General features: G+C 71.0%; 7 protein-coding genes, 1 pseudogene and 1 riboswitch. Of the genes and pseudogenes, 1 reads left to right on the top strand and 7 read right to left on the bottom strand.

Annotated elements, in window-relative coordinates:
• Window positions 1-28: 28 nt before the first annotated feature.
• From BMZ30_RS02620 to BMZ30_RS02600, 5 genes and pseudogenes are all read right to left on the bottom strand, one after another.
• Window positions 29-2,539: pseudogene (locus BMZ30_RS02620) on the bottom strand (bifunctional metallophosphatase/5'-nucleotidase); the annotation flags it as partial.
• A 174-nt stretch (window positions 2,540-2,713) separates the two neighbouring features.
• Window positions 2,714-6,100, bottom strand: coding sequence for an ExeM/NucH family extracellular endonuclease (locus BMZ30_RS02615; RefSeq protein ID WP_093374787.1), 3,387 nt, complete (start codon window positions 6,098-6,100; stop codon window positions 2,714-2,716).
• 321 nt (window positions 6,101-6,421) lie between these two features.
• Window positions 6,422-7,312, bottom strand: coding sequence for a bifunctional methylenetetrahydrofolate dehydrogenase/methenyltetrahydrofolate cyclohydrolase (locus BMZ30_RS02610; protein ID WP_093374785.1), 891 nt, complete (start codon window positions 7,310-7,312; stop codon window positions 6,422-6,424).
• 91 nt (window positions 7,313-7,403) lie between these two features.
• The gene (gene glyA / locus BMZ30_RS02605) at window positions 7,404-8,693 is read right to left on the bottom strand and encodes a serine hydroxymethyltransferase (protein WP_093374783.1); all 1,290 of its coding nucleotides are present in this window, start codon (window positions 8,691-8,693) and stop codon (window positions 7,404-7,406) included.
• Window positions 8,694-8,745: 52 nt separating this feature from the next.
• Window positions 8,746-8,836, bottom strand: a riboswitch (ZMP/ZTP riboswitch).
• 61 nt (window positions 8,837-8,897) lie between these two features.
• Window positions 8,898-9,386, bottom strand: a complete 489-nt coding sequence (locus BMZ30_RS02600) for a GNAT family N-acetyltransferase (RefSeq protein WP_373296802.1) — start codon at window positions 9,384-9,386, stop codon at window positions 8,898-8,900.
• Window positions 9,387-9,533: 147 nt separating this feature from the next.
• Here BMZ30_RS02600 and purU point away from each other — a divergent pair, with 147 nt between their 5' ends.
• A complete protein-coding gene (purU, locus tag BMZ30_RS02595) occupies window positions 9,534-10,406 on the top strand; it encodes a formyltetrahydrofolate deformylase (protein ID WP_093375673.1) in 873 nt (290 codons plus the stop codon).
• 85 nt (window positions 10,407-10,491) lie between these two features.
• Here the strand turns inward: purU and pulA are convergent, their stop codons facing one another.
• Both pulA and BMZ30_RS02585 read right to left on the bottom strand, forming a co-directional pair.
• The gene (pulA, locus tag BMZ30_RS02590; protein WP_093374779.1) at window positions 10,492-17,793 is read right to left on the bottom strand and encodes a pullulanase-type alpha-1,6-glucosidase; all 7,302 of its coding nucleotides are present in this window, start codon (window positions 17,791-17,793) and stop codon (window positions 10,492-10,494) included.
• Window positions 17,794-18,002: 209 nt separating this feature from the next.
• The gene (locus tag BMZ30_RS02585; RefSeq protein WP_093374777.1) at window positions 18,003-18,998 is read right to left on the bottom strand and encodes a malate dehydrogenase; all 996 of its coding nucleotides are present in this window, start codon (window positions 18,996-18,998) and stop codon (window positions 18,003-18,005) included.
• Between the last annotated feature and the right edge of the window lie 94 nt (window positions 18,999-19,092).

Below are 19,092 nucleotides of genomic sequence, written 5' to 3'. Positions count from 1 at the left end.
TGCTGGTCGTGCGGTGGAGCTGTCCGGGCTACTTCAGGCGGACCGTCTTGGCCCAGGTGTCAGGCAGCGCGGTCGAGGTGCCGAAGTACGTCACGACGTAGCGCGTGCGGCCGTCGCCGGGGCGCTTGACCTTGAGCTTCGCCTTGCCGTTCTGCAGCGTCTTGGTGCCGACGTAGCGCCCGTCGATGCGCACGGAGACCTTGCCGGTGGCCTTCGTCCCCTTGGCCTTGACCGTCACCCACACGGTCTTGCCGGAGCGCGAGACCTTCGCCGTGGCCGTCGTCCGGGCGCGGTACACCTTGATGGTGCGGGGCTTGGCCGTGTACGGCAGCGCGGTGTCCGAGCCGAGGTAGTGGGCCGTGACGCGGTGCTTGCCGATCGAGAGCGTCTTCGGCAGCTCCACGTAGGCGACCCCGTGCTTGGACGACTTCTTGAGCGTCGCTCGCCCGAGGACCCGCGAGCCCTCGCGCACCTCGACGACGCCGGTCGCCTGGGCCGACTTGCCGGTGGTCGGCGACTTCAGCTCACGCACCGCGACCTTGACGACGGCCGGGGTGCCGTAGCGGGTCTTCGGGTCGAGGACCCGGACCGCCATCGCCGTCCGGGACTTCTCGATCGGGGTGACCGGCTTCGCCGCCACCTCGAGCGGGAGCGTGACGGTCGTGCCCGACGGGGCAGCGACCAGCGTCAGGGTGGTGGCACCCGCAGCCGAGGCGGGGACGGACCCTGCCACGGTGGCTGCGCCGTCGGCGACGGGGAAGCTCCCGAGAGCGACCGGCGACGTGAGCGAGCCGCCGGTGAACGAGGCGGCGAGCGTCGCGTTGTCCGGCGAACCCAGGCTCGTCAGGTCCAGCATCGACACGTCGATGTCGAGGGCCGTGCCGACCTGCGCCGAGGCGGGGTTGCCCGAGACCTGCACCGACCGGCGCGCAAAGTCCGGGGTGATGTTGGGGTTGTCCTCGAGGTAGGAGATCCACGCCTCGCGGTCGACGAGACCCGTGTCGGTCGGGTTCGACCCGTCCGTGAAGACCCGGAAGTTGTCACCGCCGGTGGCGAGGAACGAGAACGTGCCGATCCGGAAGCTGTCGTCCGCAGTCACGAGCGTGCCGTCGACCGTGATCGACGTGATGCGGTCCCCTGCGGGACGCGACGCGTCGAACGTGTAGCGGACGTTGTCCGAGAGCCCGAGCTGCAGGTAGGGGCGCGAGGGGATCGAGCCGTCCGGGTTCGTCTGCCACTGCTGCTCGAGCAGCGTCTTGAGCTGGGTGCCCGAGAGCGACGTGGTCCACACGTTGTTCAGGAACGGCAGCACCGCGTTGGCCTCGGCGTAGGTGACGATACCGTCAGCGTTCTCCAGCGGGTTGCTGGAGTCCTTGGCGAACAGCAGGTCGGCACGCAGGCCACCGGGGTTCACGACGCCGATGTCAGCGCCCGGGGCGGAGTCGCGCAGCGAGTTCGCCACGAGGCCGCCGAGCGTGGACTCGGAGGCGCGGTCGTCGCTCGTGCCCTCGGTGCGGGCGCGGGTGATGTCGCCCGTGATGGTGCCCTTCGGCTGCGAGCCGATCTTGTCGGCCGCGGCGAGCGCCGCGGTAACGATCGTGTTGACCTCGGCCACGCGCGGGTAGGCGGCGACCAGGTCGGCCGGAGCCGTGGTGCTGCGCTTGACGTTGCCCACCGTGAAGTCCTTGACCAGGCCGGTCGCCGGGTCGACCTGAAGCTGGACCTGGCCGATGTTGTCGCCGTAGGAGCCGGTCTGCAGGATCGGTCGCTTCGCGTCCGGCGCGCCCGGGACTGGGGCCTCCCACGCGTACTCCTTGTGGGTGTGCCCGGTGAAGATCACGTCGACGAGCGCCGAGGTCTTGGTGACGATGTCCGCGAAGGCGCCGCCGGCGGCGACCTCCTGCGCGAGCGTCGCGCCCTCCGGGGTGCCGGCGCCGGCGCCCTCGTGGAACTCGGCGACGATGATGTCCGCCTCGCCGTTCGCCTCGCGCCCATCGCTGAGCTGGGCAGCGACGCGGTTCACGGCGGCCACCGGGTCACCGAACGCGAGGTCCGCGATGCCGGCGGGGGTCACGAGCGACGGCGTCTCCTCGGAGACCGTGCCGATGACGCCGACGGTCACGCCGTTGACCTCGAACGTGTCGTACTCCGGCAGGGCAGGCGTCGCGGTGCCCTTCTTGTAGACGTTCGCACCGAGGTACGTGAAGTCGGCCCGGTCGGCGACGCGGCCCGTGAGGTCCGCGAATCCGCCGTCGAACTCGTGGTTGCCCACGGACGACGTGGCCAGCTCCAGCGCGTTGAGCACGTCGATCGTCGGCTCGTCCCGCTGGCTCGCGGAGGCGAACAGCGACGCACCGATGTTGTCGCCGTTGGACAGGAACAGCGTGCTGGCCTCTCCGGCCTCGTCGCGTAGCTTCTCGATCGTGCCCGCCACCTGGACGGTCTTGGCGTCGATGCGCCCGTGGAAGTCGTTGATGTTCAGGAGGTTGATCGCGACGGTGTCGCCCGGTGCGGCGGAGGCTGGTACGGCGACCAGGCCTCCTCCGATGAGCGATCCGGTGGCCACGGCCGCGGCGAGCCGCACCCGTGTCCCCTTGGTGATGTCCATGTGTGCTTCCTCTCGCTGCGCGGCCAGGACCGCGCGTCCGGTGTTGCTGGGGTCGTGCCCCGGGGAGGCCGTGGATGACCACGGCCTCCCCGGTGTTCCTCGGTGCTAGCGGATACGTACCCGCTTCGCGTCGGTGTCGCCGATGATCTGCGACGTACCGGAGTAGGTGACGCGGTACACGTGGGTGCCGCGGCGTGGCTTCGCCACCTTCAGCGTGGCGGCACCGTCCTTGAGCCGCGCCTTGCCGACGACGCGGCCGTCGACGCGGACGGTCACCTTGCCGGTCGCGGTGGAGGAGCCGGTGGCCCGCACCTTCACCCACACCGTGCGCCCGCTCTTCGACACCTTGGCCGTCACGACGGACCGTGCGCGGTAGACCGTGAGCGTCCGCGGCTTCGCCGTGTACGGGAGCGTCGTCGCCGACCCCACGTAGTGGACCGTGAGCCGGTGCTTGCCGACGGCAAGCCGGGGCACCCGGATCGTGGTGGTGCCCGTCGTCGCGCTCACCTTCAGCGTGCCGCGCGCGAGGACCTTGCTGCCCTCGCGGAGCTCGACGGTGCCCGACGGCGCGGCGGTGCGACCCTTGACCGTCACCTTGACGGTCGCCTTCCCCCCGTAGCGGATCTTCGGGGTGGAGAGTTTCGCCGACACCGAGACCTTGGACTTCGTCACCGGTGCGGCCACGACGGTCACGGTGGCCGACGCGGACGTCGAGGCACGGTAGGCGGACTCGTCCGCGGGGACGAACCGCGCCGTCATGACGTGCGTCCCGGTGGTCGCCGTCACCGTCAAGGTCGCGTCGCCCGTGGCGGTCTTGACCGTCCCGAGGACCGTGTCGCCCGAGCGGAACTCGATCGTGCCTGCGGCCTCGGGCTCGACGTTCGCGGTCAGCCGGAGCGGTGTGCCTGCCACGGCCTCACCGACGACGGCGATGCTCGTGCTCGTCAGTGCCGGGTCTGCCGGCGGCGCGACGTCCGCGGACCGGAACGACACCAGGACGGGGTCGTGGTCGCTCGACCGGAACGGGCTCGCCTCGTGGAACAGCGTGCCGTGGCTGTTGTAGCGGCTGTACTCGAGTGCGATGGACTCCGGAGCGTTGATGTTCCAGATGTCCGCGCCCGTGGCCCGGCTGAGCATCGCGTCGTTCAGCAGGACGTGGTCGAGCGATCCGGCCAGCCCACTGAAGCTGTACGAGTACTCCGGCGTCTGGGCCAGGGTCAGGTTGGCGTTGGCGTAGCCGGCGTCGTAGAGGATGCCGAGCGGGTCCTCCTGGGTGTAGGAGTTGAAGTCACCGACGAGCGCGACGGCGTCGGTCGGGTGACCGGCGGTCTTGGCGTCGGCGAGGACCTGCGGCACCCACTCGCTCAGGGCGGTCGCCTGCGCCATGCGCGAGGCGTTCGACGAGCCCTGGCCGTCGCCGGCGTCGTCGTCCCCGGGCAGCGGACCGGCCGAGCCCTTGGACTTGAAGTGGTTGACGACGACGAGGAACGGTTCGCCGCCGTCGGCCGGCTCGAAGATCTGCCCGATCGGCTCGCGGGCGTTGACGAAAGCCTCACCGGGGCCGCTCTGGTCGCCGAGCGCCACCGCGTCACCCACGGGGGCGACGGCGCCCGCGCGGTAGATGACGGCGTTCGTGATCACGTCCTGCTCGGTCACGGGCGGAAGGTCCGCCGAGGACGGCACGGCCGCCCACACGTCGGCTCCGGCGTCGGCGTTGAGCGCGGCCACGAGGGTCTTGGTCGCCTCGTCGGCGTCCTCCCCGAGCGCGACCGAGTTCTCGATCTCCATGAGGCCGACGACGTCGGCGTCGAGCGCGTTGATGGCCGCCACGATCTTCGCCTGCTGCCGCTCGAGGTCCGCCGCGTCCCACGCTCCGCGCGGGCCGTTGTCGGGGCAGCTGCGTGTGGTCACGCCATCGCCCTCGCGGTCGTTGTACGCGGTGCAGCCCTCGATGTCTGAGCCGAGCGTCGTGAAGTAGTTCAGGACGTTGAAGGACGCGAGGGTCAGGTCACCGTCGCCCAGGCGCTCGGCGTCGGGCGCCTGCGTCCGGGTGTTCTCGAAGCTCACGGACTCCTGCCCCGCGACGGCCTGGCTCGTGGGGTTGAGCTTCCAGGCGTTGTTCCGGTAGTCGACCACGAGGGGCGCGTCGAACGTGACGGCCGCTCCGACGCGCACCGGCTCGGTCAGCGACACGTACGGCGGGGTGAGTGCCTGGTTGGTTGATCCCCCGGTGAAGTTGGTCGAGGCGCCATCGTCGAGGATCACGCCGCGCGCGGCGTTGTCCCGCTCGACAGCGGCCGCCTGCGGGGTGCCGGGGCGGGCCACGTCGGTCGGCTGCTGCAGCGGACGCTGTCCGGCCGCCAGCCCCACCTCGCCGTACTGGTTCGTCGAGTACGTGTTCGACACGGTGAAGTCGCCGACGGGCAGGAAGAGCATCGACTCGAGGGCCTCGCGCTCGGCGTCCGTCGTCGGCCACGGGCCTTCGACGACCTCCGCGGTGCCTGCGCCCGCGGGGTCGACGACCACCTGGGCGTTCGTCGAGGCAATCTGGGTGAGCCCGTTGAACTCGGCGATCGTGCCGGTCACGCTCACGTGCTGGCCGATGGTCGCGGTGGGGGCGCCCGCCGCGCCGGAGCCGAGGTAGACGAAGACCGCGTCCGAGGCCCCGGGCGTCGTGTCCGGCCCCGGGGTCTGGATCACGAGTCCGTTGAGGCCGCCCGAGGGGTAGGCCGCTGTCACGACGCCGGACGTCGTCACGGTCGAGCCCACGGACGGGGAGGCCGCGCCGGTGCCCTGGATCTCCGCGATCGTCCGGGTCGTCGGGTCCTCCGGATCGGGATCCGGGTCCGGGTCGGGTTCAGCGGCAGTCTGCCCTGCGGCGTTGGTCGGGGTGGGGGCCCCGGCTGCGAAGTCCGCCGCGTTGTCGATCGTGTTCGCCGCGCCCGTGCGGCTGATCGAGGTGGTGCTCGACATGGCCGGGGCCGCCGTGCCCGCGGCGTCCGTCGCGGTGCCGATACCCACGTAGTCGACGACGTCGGGGAGCGCCGCGCACCCGCTGCCGCAGCTCATCGCGACCGTCGTGGACACGAGGGCGACCTTGGCGTTCGACCCGCCCATGGCGATCGAGCCGGCGATGTCCGGCGTCGGCAGGGGGACCGTGCCTCCGGTGCCGTCCGCCTGCTTGACGAGGTAGTGCTCGCCCGCGGGGATGCTGCCGGAGAGCTCGGTCACCTGCCAGCTGTTGCCGGTCGCGCTCGCGTACTGGACGGACCAGCCGTCGAGGCTCACGGCCGCGTCCGACGAGTTGAACAGCTCGACGAAGTCGCTGCGCAGGGTCGCGCCGCTGTTGCCGCCTCCGCCGTAGACCTCGTTGATGACAACAGGTGCGTCGGGTGCGACCGCCGCCTGTGCTGCGGGAACCGCCAGGGAGACCGCGATCAGCGACCCTCCCGCCACGGCAGCGATGCTGCGCGTGAGCAGACCTCCGGACATGAAATCCCCAATCTGCGCAGGCAGCCTGCGCCAGTGCGGGCTGATGAGGGGTCACATGCTGGCCTGTGATGCCCCGCTCTGACCAGCCTCGTGCCGGTCTGCCCGGTCCGAACCTAGGGGCTGGCGGGGTCCGTCAGGATTCCGTCAGGTGTCGCGCAGGTGAACATCCCGCTACCACCGCCCACACATATCCGCAGGTCAGAGCGTTGCGACGAGCACGACGACGAGGGGTGGCCGCGCGGACGCGGGCGCAGCCCGACCACCCCCCACCGCCCGCGATACCCGACTTGCCGGAATCCGCCGGGTCCAGCCCTCGGGATGTCAGTCTGAGGCGTGGATGCCAGCCGCGCGCTCCGCGGCCCCCACCACGTTGGCGAGCAGCATCGCGCGGGTCATAGGGCCCACTCCCCCGGGGTTCGGCGACAGCCAGCCCGCGACCTCGGCGACCGCGGGATCGACGTCGCCCACCAGTCGGGTGCGGTCGCCGTCGACGATCCTGCTCACGCCGACGTCGAGGACGATCGCGCCGGGCTTGACCATGTCCGTCGTCACGAACCGCGGCACGCCGGCGGCAGCGACGATCACGTCGGCCTCCCGAAGGTGCCGCGCGACGTCGCGGGTGCCCGTGTGCGTGAGGGTCACGGTCGCGTTGACGTCCTTGCGGGTCAGCAGCAGGCCGATCGATCTCCCGACGGTGGTCCCGCGGCCCAGGACGACGACGTCCTTGCCCGCGAGGTCGAGCCCGTGCCGGCGGACCAGCTCGAGGATGCCCGCCGGGGTGCACGGCAGGGGCGAGTCCACGGCCTCGGCGACGCGCAGCACCAGGCGCCCGAGGTTGGTCGGGTGGAGGCCGTCGGCGTCCTTGGCGGGGTCGATCTTCTCGAGCACGGCGTTGGTGTCGATGCCGCGCGGGAGCGGCAGCTGGACGATGTAGCCCGTGCACGCGGGGTCGGCGTTGAGACGCTCGATCGCGGCCTCGATGTCGGCCTGCGTCGCGTCACCGGGGAGGTCCACGCGGATCGACGCGATCCCCACCTGCGCGCAGTCGCGGTGCTTCCCGCCCACGTACGCGTGGCTTCCGGGGTCGTCCCCGACGAGCACGGTCCCGAGCCCGGGGGTCACGCCGCGCTCGGCGAGCGCGCGCACCCGCACGGTGAGCTCGTCCTTGATCGCGGCTGCGGTCGCCTTGCCGTCCAACGTCTGTGCGGTCATCGCTGCTCCACTGCTTCAGGGCTTCACGGGTGCCGGCCGGTCGCCGGCGCCCGGCGCGCGCGGGTGGCGCGCGCCGGGCGGGCGGACGGGCTCAGTACTGCTGCAGCCCGGGGTAGAGCGGGAACTGCTCGGTGAGCGCGTCGACGCGCGCCTTGAGAGCCGCGACGTCGGCGGACAGGCCCTGCACGAGGGCCGTGGCGATGATGTCCGCGACCTCCGTGAACTCGGCGTCGCCGAAGCCCCGGGTGGCGAGTGCCGGCGTGCCGATGCGCAGGCCCGAGGTGACGCGCGGGGGGCGCGGGTCGAACGGGACCGCGTTGCGGTTCACGGTGATGCCGACGGCGTGCAGGAGGTCCTCTGCCTGCTGGCCGTCGAGCTCGGAGGCGCGCAGGTCCACGAGCACCAGGTGCACGTCGGTGCCGCCCGTGAGGACCGAGACGCCGACCTCGGCGCAGTCCTTCGCCATCAGGCGCTCGGCGATGATCTTGGCACCGCTGAGCACGCGCTGCTGGCGCTCGGCGAACTCGCCCGAGCCGGCGATCTTGAACGAGACGGCCTTGGCGGCGATCACGTGCATGAGCGGGCCGCCCTGCTGTCCGGGGAAGACGGCGGAGTCGATCTTCTTCGCGTACTCCTCCTTGGACAGGATGAAGCCGGAGCGCGGTCCACCGATCGTCTTGTGCACGGTCGAGGAGACGACGTCGGCGTGCGGGACCGGGCTCGGGTGCAGGCCGGCAGCGACGAGCCCCGCGAAGTGCGCCATGTCGACCCAGAGCTTCGCGCCGACCTCGTCCGCGATCGAGCGGAACGCCGCGAAGTCGAGCTGGCGCGGGTAGGCGGACCAGCCGCCGATGATCACGTCGGGACGCTCGGCGAGCGCGGTCTCGCGGACCTTGTCCATGTCCACGAGGTAGGTGTCGGGGTCCACGCCGTACGCGGCGACGTCGTACAGCTTGCCGGAGAAGTTGATCTTCATGCCGTGCGTGAGGTGGCCGCCGTGGGCGAGCTCGAGGCCCATGATCTTGTCGCCCTTGTTGATCAGGGCGTGCAGGACGGCGGCGTTGGCGGTCGCGCCCGAGTGCGGCTGGACGTTGGCGTGCTCGGCGCCGAACAGCGCCTTGGCGCGCTGGATCGCGAGGGTCTCCGCGACGTCGACCTGCTCGCAGCCGCCGTAGTAGCGGCGGCCCGGGTAGCCCTCGGCGTACTTGTTCGTCAGCACCGAGCCCTGGGCCTCGAGGACGGCGCGCGGCACGAAGTTCTCGCTCGCGATCATCTCGAGGGTGTCGCGCTGGCGCGCGAGCTCACCGTCGAGGACGGCGGCGATCTCCGGGTCCACCTCGGCCAGGCCGAGGTTAAGTGAGGCGTTCTGCTGGTCGCTCATGGTTCTCCTCATCACTCGTCGTCACACGCCTGCCACGTCGGGAGGCGATGGTGACCCGGGCCCAGGCGGACGACCCGTAGTCGAGGATGAAGATGCCGCTCCCCGGTGGTGACCCACCTGATGCGCCAGTCGCGGCGCGCTCATGCTAGCAAGGGACCGGCGGGCCGGGCCAGGGCATTCCACGAACGGGCGGCTCGGCCGCGCTCAGCCCTGCTCGCCCAGGATCTTGCGCAGGTACGCGTAGGTGAGGTCGCCCGCCGCCTGGTCGTACTGGTGCTCGTAGCCGCGGTTCGCGTACATCGTGAGGTTCTGCTTGGAGTCGCGGCCCGTGAAGACCCAGATCTCCTCGACGTCGTCGGGCAACAGCGGCGGGACGGACAGCATCATCTGCGTGCCGATCCCCTCCCCCTGACGGTCGGGCGCGACGGCGAGCCGGCCGAGCGTCGCTTTGCCGGGCTCGAGCTCGACGCGGACCGACCCGACGAGGCGGTGGCCGTCCCACGCGCCGAGCGTGATGACGTCGTCGCGCACGAGGTCCTCGCGCAGCTCGTCGAGCGTCTGCGTCAGGGGCGGGATGTTGGGATCCTCGTAGACCTGGGCCTCCGTGACGAACGCCGCCCGACGCAGGGTCAGCAGCTCGCCGGAGTCGTCGGTACCCACCGTGTCGATCCGCAGCTCACTCATGCCGCCCATCGTGTCAGGTCACCCCGCACGGGACCACCGGCCGTCCACCCACAGGACCGGGCGCTGCAGACGTGTCGGGACACCGCGTCCGGTCCGCCTCCTGAGCACGCCGTCGCTGCTGCCCAGCGGCCCACTAGCCTGGGGTTCGTGACCGACCTGACCTCCTCCCCTGCCGCGCCCGCCGAGCCTGTGCACTGGGTGCTCACGCTGTCGTGCCCCGACCGCGCGGGCATCGTGCACGCCGTCGCCGGCCTGCTCGCCGAGCACGGGGGCAACATCACCGAGTCGCAGCAGTTCGGGGACCCGGAGACGCACCTGTTCTTCATGCGCGTCCAGGTCGAGGCCGCCGTCGCGCGCGAGGAGCTCACCGAGGCGCTCACCGCGTTGGCCGCCCAGTTCTCCATGACCTGGCACCTCGACGTCGTCGGGCGCCCCGTGCGCACGCTCGTCCTGGTCTCGACGGCCGCGCACTGTCTGCACGACCTGCTCTTCCGGCAGCGGTCGGAGGACCTGCCGATCGACGTCGTCGGCGTCGCGGGCAACCACCGCGACCTCGAGCCGCTCGCGGAGTTCTACGGCAAGACCTTCCACCACATCCCGGTCACGAAGGACACCAAGGCCGACGCGGAGGCGCGCCTGCTGGCGCTCGTGGAGGAGCTCGACGTCGAGCTCGTCGTCCTGGCCCGGTACATGCAGATCCTCTCGGACGACCTGTGCCGCAAGCTCGAGGGCCGCATCATCAACATCCACCACTCGTTCCTGCCCAGCTTCAAGGGCGCCAAGCCTTACCACCAGGCGCACTCGCGCGGCGTGAAGCTGATCGGCGCGACGTCGCACTACGTGACCGGCGACCTCGACGAGGGCCCGATCATCGAGCAGGACGTCGAGCGCGTCGACCACTCCCGGAGCACCGACGCCATGGTCGCGCTCGGTCAGGACGTCGAGCGCCGCGTGCTCGCCCGGGCTGTGCGCTGGCACGCCGAGCACCGCGTGCTCCTCAACGGGCACCGGACGGTCATCTTCCGCTGAGCCGCCCCGGAGCGAGCGCACGCAGGGCCGGTGCTCGTGGTGAGCACCGGCCCTGCGTCGCGTAGGTCCCGCCGGGTCGTCCGCGCTACCGCACCCGCACCGTGGTGGTCGCCGACGCCTTGGTCAGCGTGCGGCTGCCTGAGTACACGACCTTCACGTCCCGCTCCCCGCGCGCGCCGAAGGCGACCGGGAAGTAGTAGGTGACGCGGTCGCTGCGGGTCCGCACCGTCGTCGAGAACAGGCGCTTGCCGTCGACCGAGACGGCGATCCGACCGGTCGGCCGCACGCCGTCACCGTCGAGGTGCACCTTGAGCAGCGTCGGGCTCCACGGCCACACGCTGGGGCGCACGGCGCGGACCGCGAGCGACGGCGTCGCCTTGCGGACGGACACCTTTGCCTTGCCCTTCGCCTTGGCCACGGTCGAGGATCCGTAGTACGTCACCTCGAGGCGGTGCGTGCCGGGCCTGGCCGTGAAGGACCGCGGCAGGACGACGCGGGCCTTGCCGTCGCGGACCTTCGCGATCGCGATCGTCCGGCCGCGCTCCCGCACGCGGATCTTGCCGTCGGCGTCTCCGGTGCTCTGCACCCGCACGTCCAGCTTGGCACGTGACCCGACCACCATCGTGGAACGCAGCGGCGTCACCTTCACCGTGGCCTTCGCCTTGAGCGTGCGCACCTTCAGCAGCGCGGACGACGACGGCGCCACGGTCTTCGATCCCAGGTAGTACGCGCGGTACTTGGACCAGCCGGCCCTCGTCGTCGCGTCGCGCAGCGTGACGGTCACCTTCCCGTCCCGCAGCGTGCCCGAGCCGAACACCTTCGTGCCCCGCCGGATCTGCACGGTGCCTGTCGCCGCCGCGCCGTCCGCGGCGACGCGCACGGTGAAGCTGACGGGCTCGCCCGCCCGGGCGGTCACCGACCGGGGCGTCACCGTCGTGGTCGACGGCGCCGGGTCGACCGGCTCCGGGTCGGGGTCGCCCGGGTCACCGGGGTCACCCGGGTCACCCGGGTCGACGGTGTGCTCGACCAGGAGCGCCACCGTGCGGGCCGGGATGGTCACCGCACCGCTCGCGGCGTCCCACGTCGTCTGCTTGACCACCGGGTCGGACCCGGTGCGCTGCACGTCCGACAGGACGTAGGAGCGTCCTGCGAGCTCCGCCGACGTCTCGGTGATCGTGTCCGGGGAGGCGTTGAACACGACGAGCGCGCCCGTGAGGTCCGGGTCCACGTCCGCGCCGACGAGGTCGTCGACGTGCATGAGGATCAGGCCGGGGGTCGCCTCGGCGCCCGAGCCGGGGAACGTGACCTTCTGCTGGATCAGGTCCGCGCTGCCGAGCCGCAGGAGCGGCGTCGAGTAGCGGAGCTTGAGCAGGTCCTTCGCCGCAGCCTCGGCCGTGGCGATGTCCGCCGGCGTCGGCTTGAGCGCGGGGTTCTCCAGCAGCGGCTTCATCAGCGGCCACTTCTCCTCGTTCTTCTCCGCGATCGGGAGGCCGGCCCCGAAGTTGTTGTCCTGACCGGTCCAGTCGATCGCGTTGAAGTGGTCGCCGGAGTTGTAGCTGTCGCGGTCGAGCGACTTGCTGCGCAGCAGGTCGGTGCCCGCGTGCCAGAAGCTCGGCGTCTGCGACAGCGCCGTCGTGGCGAGCGACAGGGTGTTCATGCGCACCCGGTCGGCCATGGACGTCGCCACGGGCAGCTTGAGCGTGAGCAGGTCGAAGAGCGTCTCGTTGTCGTGCGCGTCGACGTAGGTGATGACCTCCTCCGGAGAGTCGGCATACCCCGCGGGCGCGCCGCGGTAGTCGATCTCGTCCCCGCGCTGCTCGGCTCCCGCGGACGTCACGAAGGTGAAGTCGCGCAGGTTGCCTGCCAGCCCGAGGCGCACCAGGTCGCTCTGGTGGGCCAGGTCGGCGAGCTCGTCGGGCGAGCCGTCGTTGACGCTGTCGGCATTGCCGGTGCTCGCCTCACGCCCGTTCGGGTCGGTGCCGAGCCCGGTGCCGTAGCCCTGGGTGAACGTGGACGACCCGTCGACCGGGCTGCCGCCGTGCACCGCGTCGCGCAGGCGGTCGGAGAACGTCCCGATGCCCGTCCCGCCGAGCTGACCCTGCGTGGCCTGCTCGAACCGCGCGTTGTCGGCCACCTCGCCGAAGTTCCAGCCCTCGCCGTAGAGGTAGATCGCCGAGCCGTCGACGCCGTGCTCGGCGACCGTGAGCTCGTCGAGCGCGGCACGGACCGCGAGCATGTTCGCCTTGGAGTGGTGCCCCATGAGGTCGAACCGGAAGCCGTCGATCTTGTACTGGGTGGCCCACGTGACCACCGAGTCGACCATGAGCTTCTCCGCGAGCGCGTTCTCGGTCGCGACGTTGGAGCAGCAGGTCGAGGTCTCGACGCCACCGGTCGCGCTCAGGCGCTGGTAGTAGCCGGGCACGACCTTGTCGAGCACGGACTTCTCCGCCTGCCCGGCCGCCGCCGTGTGGTTGTAGACGACGTCCTGCACGACCTGCAGGCCGTTCTTGTGCAGGGCGCCCACCATCGTGCGGTACTCGGCTACCCGCGCACCGCCGTCCTGGTGACCGGTGGAGGCGTAGGAGCCCTCAGGAGCCGTGTAGTGCAGCGGGTCGTAGCCCCAGTTGAAGCCGTCCTCGTTCGCGATCGCGGCCACGGCGGCCTGCTGCTCGGTGCCCGCGGGCCCGAACTCGCTCAGGTCACCGGTGGTCTGCTGCTTGCTGCGGTCCTCCTCGATCGTGGCGATGTCGAAGCTCGGCAGCAGGTGCACGGTGTTCAGGCCCGCCGCAGCGAGCTCGCGCAGGTGCTTGACGCCGTCTCCCTCGCCGGCGAACGCGAGGTACGTCCCACGCTGGTCGGCGGGCACCGACGCGTCGGTGATCGAGAAGTCGCGGATGTGCAGCTCGTAGATGCTGCGGTCGACGTCGCGCTCGATGGCGGGCGCTGGCGTGGTCCGCCACACGTCCGGCTGGTAGGCGGCGTCGGCGAGGTCGACGAGCACCGAGTGCGTCGAGTTGAGCGTGAGGGCCACCGAGTACGGGTCGGTGACCGCGTTGCGCTCCACCTTGCCGGTCGACGGCACGTACACCTCGACGACGTACTTGTAGGCCATGTTCTTCCAGTACGGCGTGCCCGGGGTGACCCAGGTGCCGTCGTCGTTCCGGGTGGCCTCGAGCTCGGTGACCGGGCCCGTCGCGGTGCCGGCGCCCTGCAGCCATACCTGGGTGGTCACGCTCCGGGCCGTGGGGGCCCACAGCGCGAGGGTCGGGCTGTCGCCGTCCCAAGTCACGCCGAGGTCGCGGTCGAGGGCAGCGGCGAACACGTCGTCGAGGACCCCGGCGATCTGCACACCGGTGGCGTACGTGACGCCGTCGGTGCCTGCCTGCGTCACGAGCAGCTGCCCCTGGAGCGCCGCCTCGGCCTGCTCGCGGGTCACGTCCGCGCCCAGCTCGAACGCGTCGTACGCGGCGAGGTGCGGGTACGTGGCCCGCAGGTCGTCGGGCAGCCCGGTCGAGCGCTGGGTCAGCGGGAAGCTGGCGGTGCCGTCCGGCGTGGTGACCGCACCGGAGGCGACACCGAGGCCGCCCTCGGGCGCCGTGTGCAGCGTCCACGATCCGCTTTCGGTGCCGGCAGAGGACGGCACCGCGAGGGTGCGCGCGTCGAGCCAGTAGGCCCGCTGTCCTTCACCGGGGACGGAGTCGTCCGCCTGGGCGGTGAACTCGCCCGTGGCAGAGTCGAACCGGAAGATCATCGTCGCGTAGTCCTTCGGAACGGTGAACCCGACGTTGCTGCCGGGGTAGGCCTCGTCCCAGCTGAGCCCGAACGCCGCCTTGGCCTCGTACGAGCCCGCGGTGAGCTGGTCGGTGACGAGCTGGTACACGCCGCCGTCGCGCTCGTGGTTCTGCAGCCAGGAGCCCAGGCACGCCGGGTCCCAGTCAGCCGAGCATCCCATCTGGGACTGCAGGCTGCCCGCGACGACGGCGAGGCGCCCGGTCTCGGCGCCCGGGTAGAACGCCTGCACGAAGTGCGTGGCGTCGTCGTAGACGAAGGTGACCTCGGCGTCCTCGGCGAGGACGAGCGGGACGTTGCCGCTCCCCGCGGTGCGGTCGACGCCGTAGTTCTCGTCCCACGAACCGTTGATCGCGGCCTTGTACTCGTACGAGCCGGCCGGGAGGTCGAACGTGCCGTAGTGCACCGACCCCACCTGCTCGGTCAGCTGGGCCTGCGTGCAGTCGGGCGACCAGTCGGCCGCGCAGCCCATCTCGCTGTTCAGGCTGCCGGGGACGCTGACCGTGATGTCCGTGCGGATCGGCGTCGGGCCTGTCGGCTCACCGGGCTCCTCGGGCTCCTCGGGCGTCGTCGCGCCCGTGGTCGCCGTGAGGATCTGGGTGGTGGGGTCGAAGGCGAAGGTCACCGCGGGGTTCTCCGCCGTGACGGTGAACGACACGTTCGCGCCGCCCTCGCCGCCGAAGGCCGTGTCCCAGCTGAGGTTCTCGATCGCCTTGGCCTCGTACGACCCCGGGGTCAGGTCGGCGAGCGTGAGGGTGAGCGTCCCGTCGTCCTGGCGCTGCATGAGCGAGCCGAGGCAGGAGTCGGACCAGTTGCCGGCGTTGTCGTTCGAGACGCAGCCGAGCTGGTCCTGGAAGTCCCCGGCCACGGTGTAGACCGGGCCCGCGGCGGTGTTGGCGCCGAGCTTCGTGTCCGGGTCGAAGAAGAACGTGATCGGGCCACCGGCGTGGGTGTAGGTGATGTTGCCCTCGACGGAGTTGTGCACGCCCCCGGCCCCATAGTTGTCCGCCCAGTCGTTGCCGAACGCGTACTTGTGGTGGTACGTGCCTGCCGCGATGTCGAAGGTCCCCGCATAGGAGCCGTTGGCGCGCTGCGTCAGCGCGCTGGCCTCGCACCCGGGCTCCCAGTTGCTGCACCCGAGGGCGACGCCGTGGTCGCCGGGGATCGTGAGCTTGGTGCTCGGGTCGGCCTCGACGGGCGTGCCGCCGCCGTGGTCGTCACCGACGCTCGCGAAGGTCGTGGCCTGCGTCAGATTGCCGTCCGCGTCGCGCACGACCGCCCGGTACTGCAGGAGCGTGCCCGGCTTGAGGTCGGCCACGTCGTGGAAGACGCGGGGCGTCGTCGTGTCGTCGACGCCGAGGGTCGTCCAGGCCGTGGCTCCGGCCACGCGGTAGGACAGGGTTGTCTCGGCATACCGGTCCGTCTCGAGGTCGACGACGACCTGCTGCAGGCCCTTGACTCCCGCGGCCATCGCTGGCGTCGTGAAGGTCGGTGCGATCGCCGCGTCGGCGACGACCTCGGTCTCCGCCCGGAGCACGACGGTCGACAGGGCCGGGACCTCGAGGGTCACGGTGCCGTCGCTCGTCGAGGTGACCGCGCTGTCGGTGCCATGGATCCCGGCGAAGGTCGCAGACGGCGTCAGCGCCGTGAAGGTGGCCGAGGCGGCCTCGGTCGCGTTGTTCGCCGCGACGAGGTACTCGACGCCGTCCGCACCGGCGACACGGGAGAACGCGTACACGCCCGCGCCGTCGGCGACGAACTGCTCGACCTGCGCGCCCGTGGCGAGCGCCTCGTGCGACTCACGCAGCGCGGCCAGCTCGGCGATGTGCTGGTACAGCGAGGCGTCGGTGTCGAACCGGTCCTGCGACCCGGCGACCGTACCGTCGAGCAGCGTCTGCTCGGTGTACTCGGCGACCTCGGAGGCGAACAGCGACTGGCGCGCGGACTTGTCGTTCCCGCCGGCGCCGACGAAGCCCTGCTCGTCGCCGTAGTAGACGACCGGCTGGCCGCGCGTGAGGTACATCAGGGAGTGTGCGAGCGCGCTGCGGTCCTCCGGGTTGGTCGAGTCCTTGACGAAGAAGCCGACACGGCCCATGTCGTGGTTGCCCACGAAGGTGGGCAGCGAGTGCGCGCTCTTGTCCGCGGTCGTGTAGTAGTCGTCGCCGGCGAAGAGGTTCGCCAGCCCCTTCGCGGTGCCGCCCTTGACGTAGCCGGCCACGCGGTCCTGGAACGTGAAGTCGAGGACGGCGTCCATGTCCGTGTCGCGCAGGTACGGCGAGAGCTTGACCGGGTCGGCGTCGTAGACCTCACCGAAGGTGAAGAAGCCGTCGTTCGCGGCGACGGCGTCGTTCGCCACGTGCTCCTCGATCGCGGCGGTCCACTGCTCCCAGAAGGAGAAGTCGACGTGCTTGGCGGTGTCGATGCGGAAGCCGTCGATCCCGAAGTCGACCCAGGCCTCGTAGATGTCGATGAAGCCGTCGACCACCTCGGGGTCGGTCGTGTCGAGGTCGTCGAGGCCGTCGAAGTCGCCGAGGACCGCGGACTCGCCCTCCCACGTGGAGTTGCCGCGATTGTTGTAACGCGCCGGGTCGTTGAGCCACGACGGCACCTTGACGTTCTCCAGGCCCTCCGGGATCACCGGGGTGTACGGCTCCTGGCTCGTGTCGCGGTAGGTGTACTCGCCCTCGGCGTACTGGATGACGTCCGCCGTGTGGTTGGTGATGATGTCGAAGTAGACCTTGATGCCCTTGGCGTGCGCCTCGTCGATCAGCGCCTCGAGCTCGGCGTTCTCGCCGAGGTGGGGGTCGATCTGCGTGAAGTCGGTGATCCAGTAGCCGTGGTAGCCGGCGGAGATGTCGTCACCGGTGCCCTGCACGGGCATGTTCTTGAACGACGGGGTCAGCCAGATCGCTGTGGTGCCCAGCCCGTCGATGTAGTCGAGCTTCTCGCGCAGCCCCGCGAGGTCGCCACCGTGGTAGAAGCCCTTGTCCGTCGGGTCGAACCCGTGGTCGAGGCGGTCGCCGTCGATCCCGCCCGTGTCGTTGGTCGTGTCGCCGTTGGCGAACCGGTCCGTCAGCACGAAGTAGAACCGCTCGTCGGACTGCGCCTGGCGCACCGGGGGGAGCGCGTCGGCGTCCGTCGGGTCGGCGGGGTCGTCGGTCGGCACCACCGTGGTGCGACCGGTCTCGGGGTCGAACACGAACTGGAGCGTCGCGTCGCCCTCGGTGGTCAGCCGGATGTTCGCGGCGTCCGGTCCGGTCGCACCGCCGCGTCCCCAGGCCTGGGACTCCCAGCTGTCGCCAGCGAGCACCTTGAACTCGTAGTCGCCCGCTGGCACGGGGGCCGTCAACGCGAACATGCCGCCCTCGGCCGCGGTCAGCAGACCGTCCTCGCACGCCGGCTCCCAGTCCGCAGCGCAGCCGAGCTCGTTCTGCAGGCTGCCGACGAGGCGATAGCTCGCTGGCTCGTCCGCCGCCTGGGCGGCGAGCGGCACGGCCACGAGACCGGTCGCGGTGAGCGAGAACAGAGACAGGGCTGCGGCGGCCTTGCGGCCTGCGCCGCGCCTCGGCTCGGTGGCAGGCTGGCGACGGTTGAGCATCGGTACGACCCCTTTGTCGGCACGCACAGCGATGTGCGTTGGTGTGTGACGGGGCCGACTCTAGACCTGCATGAAACGTTGCAGCAAGACCCCTCCGCCCCGTTGCAACATGGGATGAATAGAGGTGCCAATAACGCTGGAACTACGCCAAAGCGCCCCCTCCGCCGTTACAAGGCGGAAGGGGCGTTTCGGTGGTATAAGTTGCAGACTCAGCCGCCGAGCAGGCCGAGCTCACGGACGGCGTCCCGCTCCTGGACGAGCTCGGCGACCGAGGCGTCGATCTTCACGCGCGAAAGCTCGCCGACCTCGAGCCCCTGGACGATCTCCCAGTCCCCGCCCGACGACGTCACGGGGAACGAGCTGATCAGCCCCTCCGGCACGCCGTACGAGCCGTCCGAGACGATGCCCGCGCTGGTCCAGTCGCCCTCGGGGGTGCCGTGCACCCAGTCGTGCACGTGGTCGATGGCCGCGTTGGCCGCCGACGCAGCCGACGAGGCACCCCTGGCATCGATGATCGCGGCCCCGCGCTTGGCGACCGTCGGGATGAAGTCGTCCTCGAGCCACGTACGGTCCTCGGTGAGCTCGACGCCCGGGCGTCCTGCGACGTCGGCGTGGAACAGGTCCGGGTACTGCGTGGCTGAGTGGTTGCCCCAGATGGTGAGGCGTCGCACGTCGGCGACCGGCACACCGGCCTTCTTGGCCACCTGCGTCAGCGCGCGGTTGTGGTCGAGGCGCGTCATCGCCGTGAACCGGCTCGCGGGCACGTCCGGGGCGTGCGCCTGCGCGATGAGCGCGTTCGTGTTCGCTGGGTTCCCGACGACGAGCACCCGGACGTCGTAGGCCGCGCCGGCGTTGATGGCCGCGCCCTGGGGCTTGAAGATGCCGCCGTTGGCCGCGAGGAGGTCGCCGCGCTCCATCCCCGGGCCGCGCGGGCGCGCGCCCACGAGCAGCGCGACGTTCACGCCGTCGAACGCCGCGCGGGGCTCGTCGTGGATGTCGATGCCTGCCAGCAGCGGGAACGCGCAGTCGTCGAGCTCCATCGCGGTGCCCTCGGCCGCCTTGACTCCCTGCGGGATCTCCAGCAGGCGCAGGCGGACCGGGGTGTCCGCACCGAGCATCTGCCCGGACGCGATGCGGAACAGCAGCGCGTAGCCGATCTGCCCGGCGGCTCCGGTCACGGTCACGTTCACGGGGGTGGCACTCATCAGTCACAACTCCTTTGTCGGAACACCGAGGGCGACGCGCTCATCGTGCACCGTCGGCCTCCGCCGCGCCACAGGCGCGGTGCGGCGGAGGCCG

This window comes from Flavimobilis marinus (assembly GCF_900113055.1).
Taxonomy (GTDB): Bacteria; Actinomycetota; Actinomycetes; order Actinomycetales; family Cellulomonadaceae; genus Flavimobilis; species Flavimobilis marinus.
Note: the sequence above shows the minus strand (reverse complement) of the source record. Positions and strands in the feature narration are given on the sequence as shown.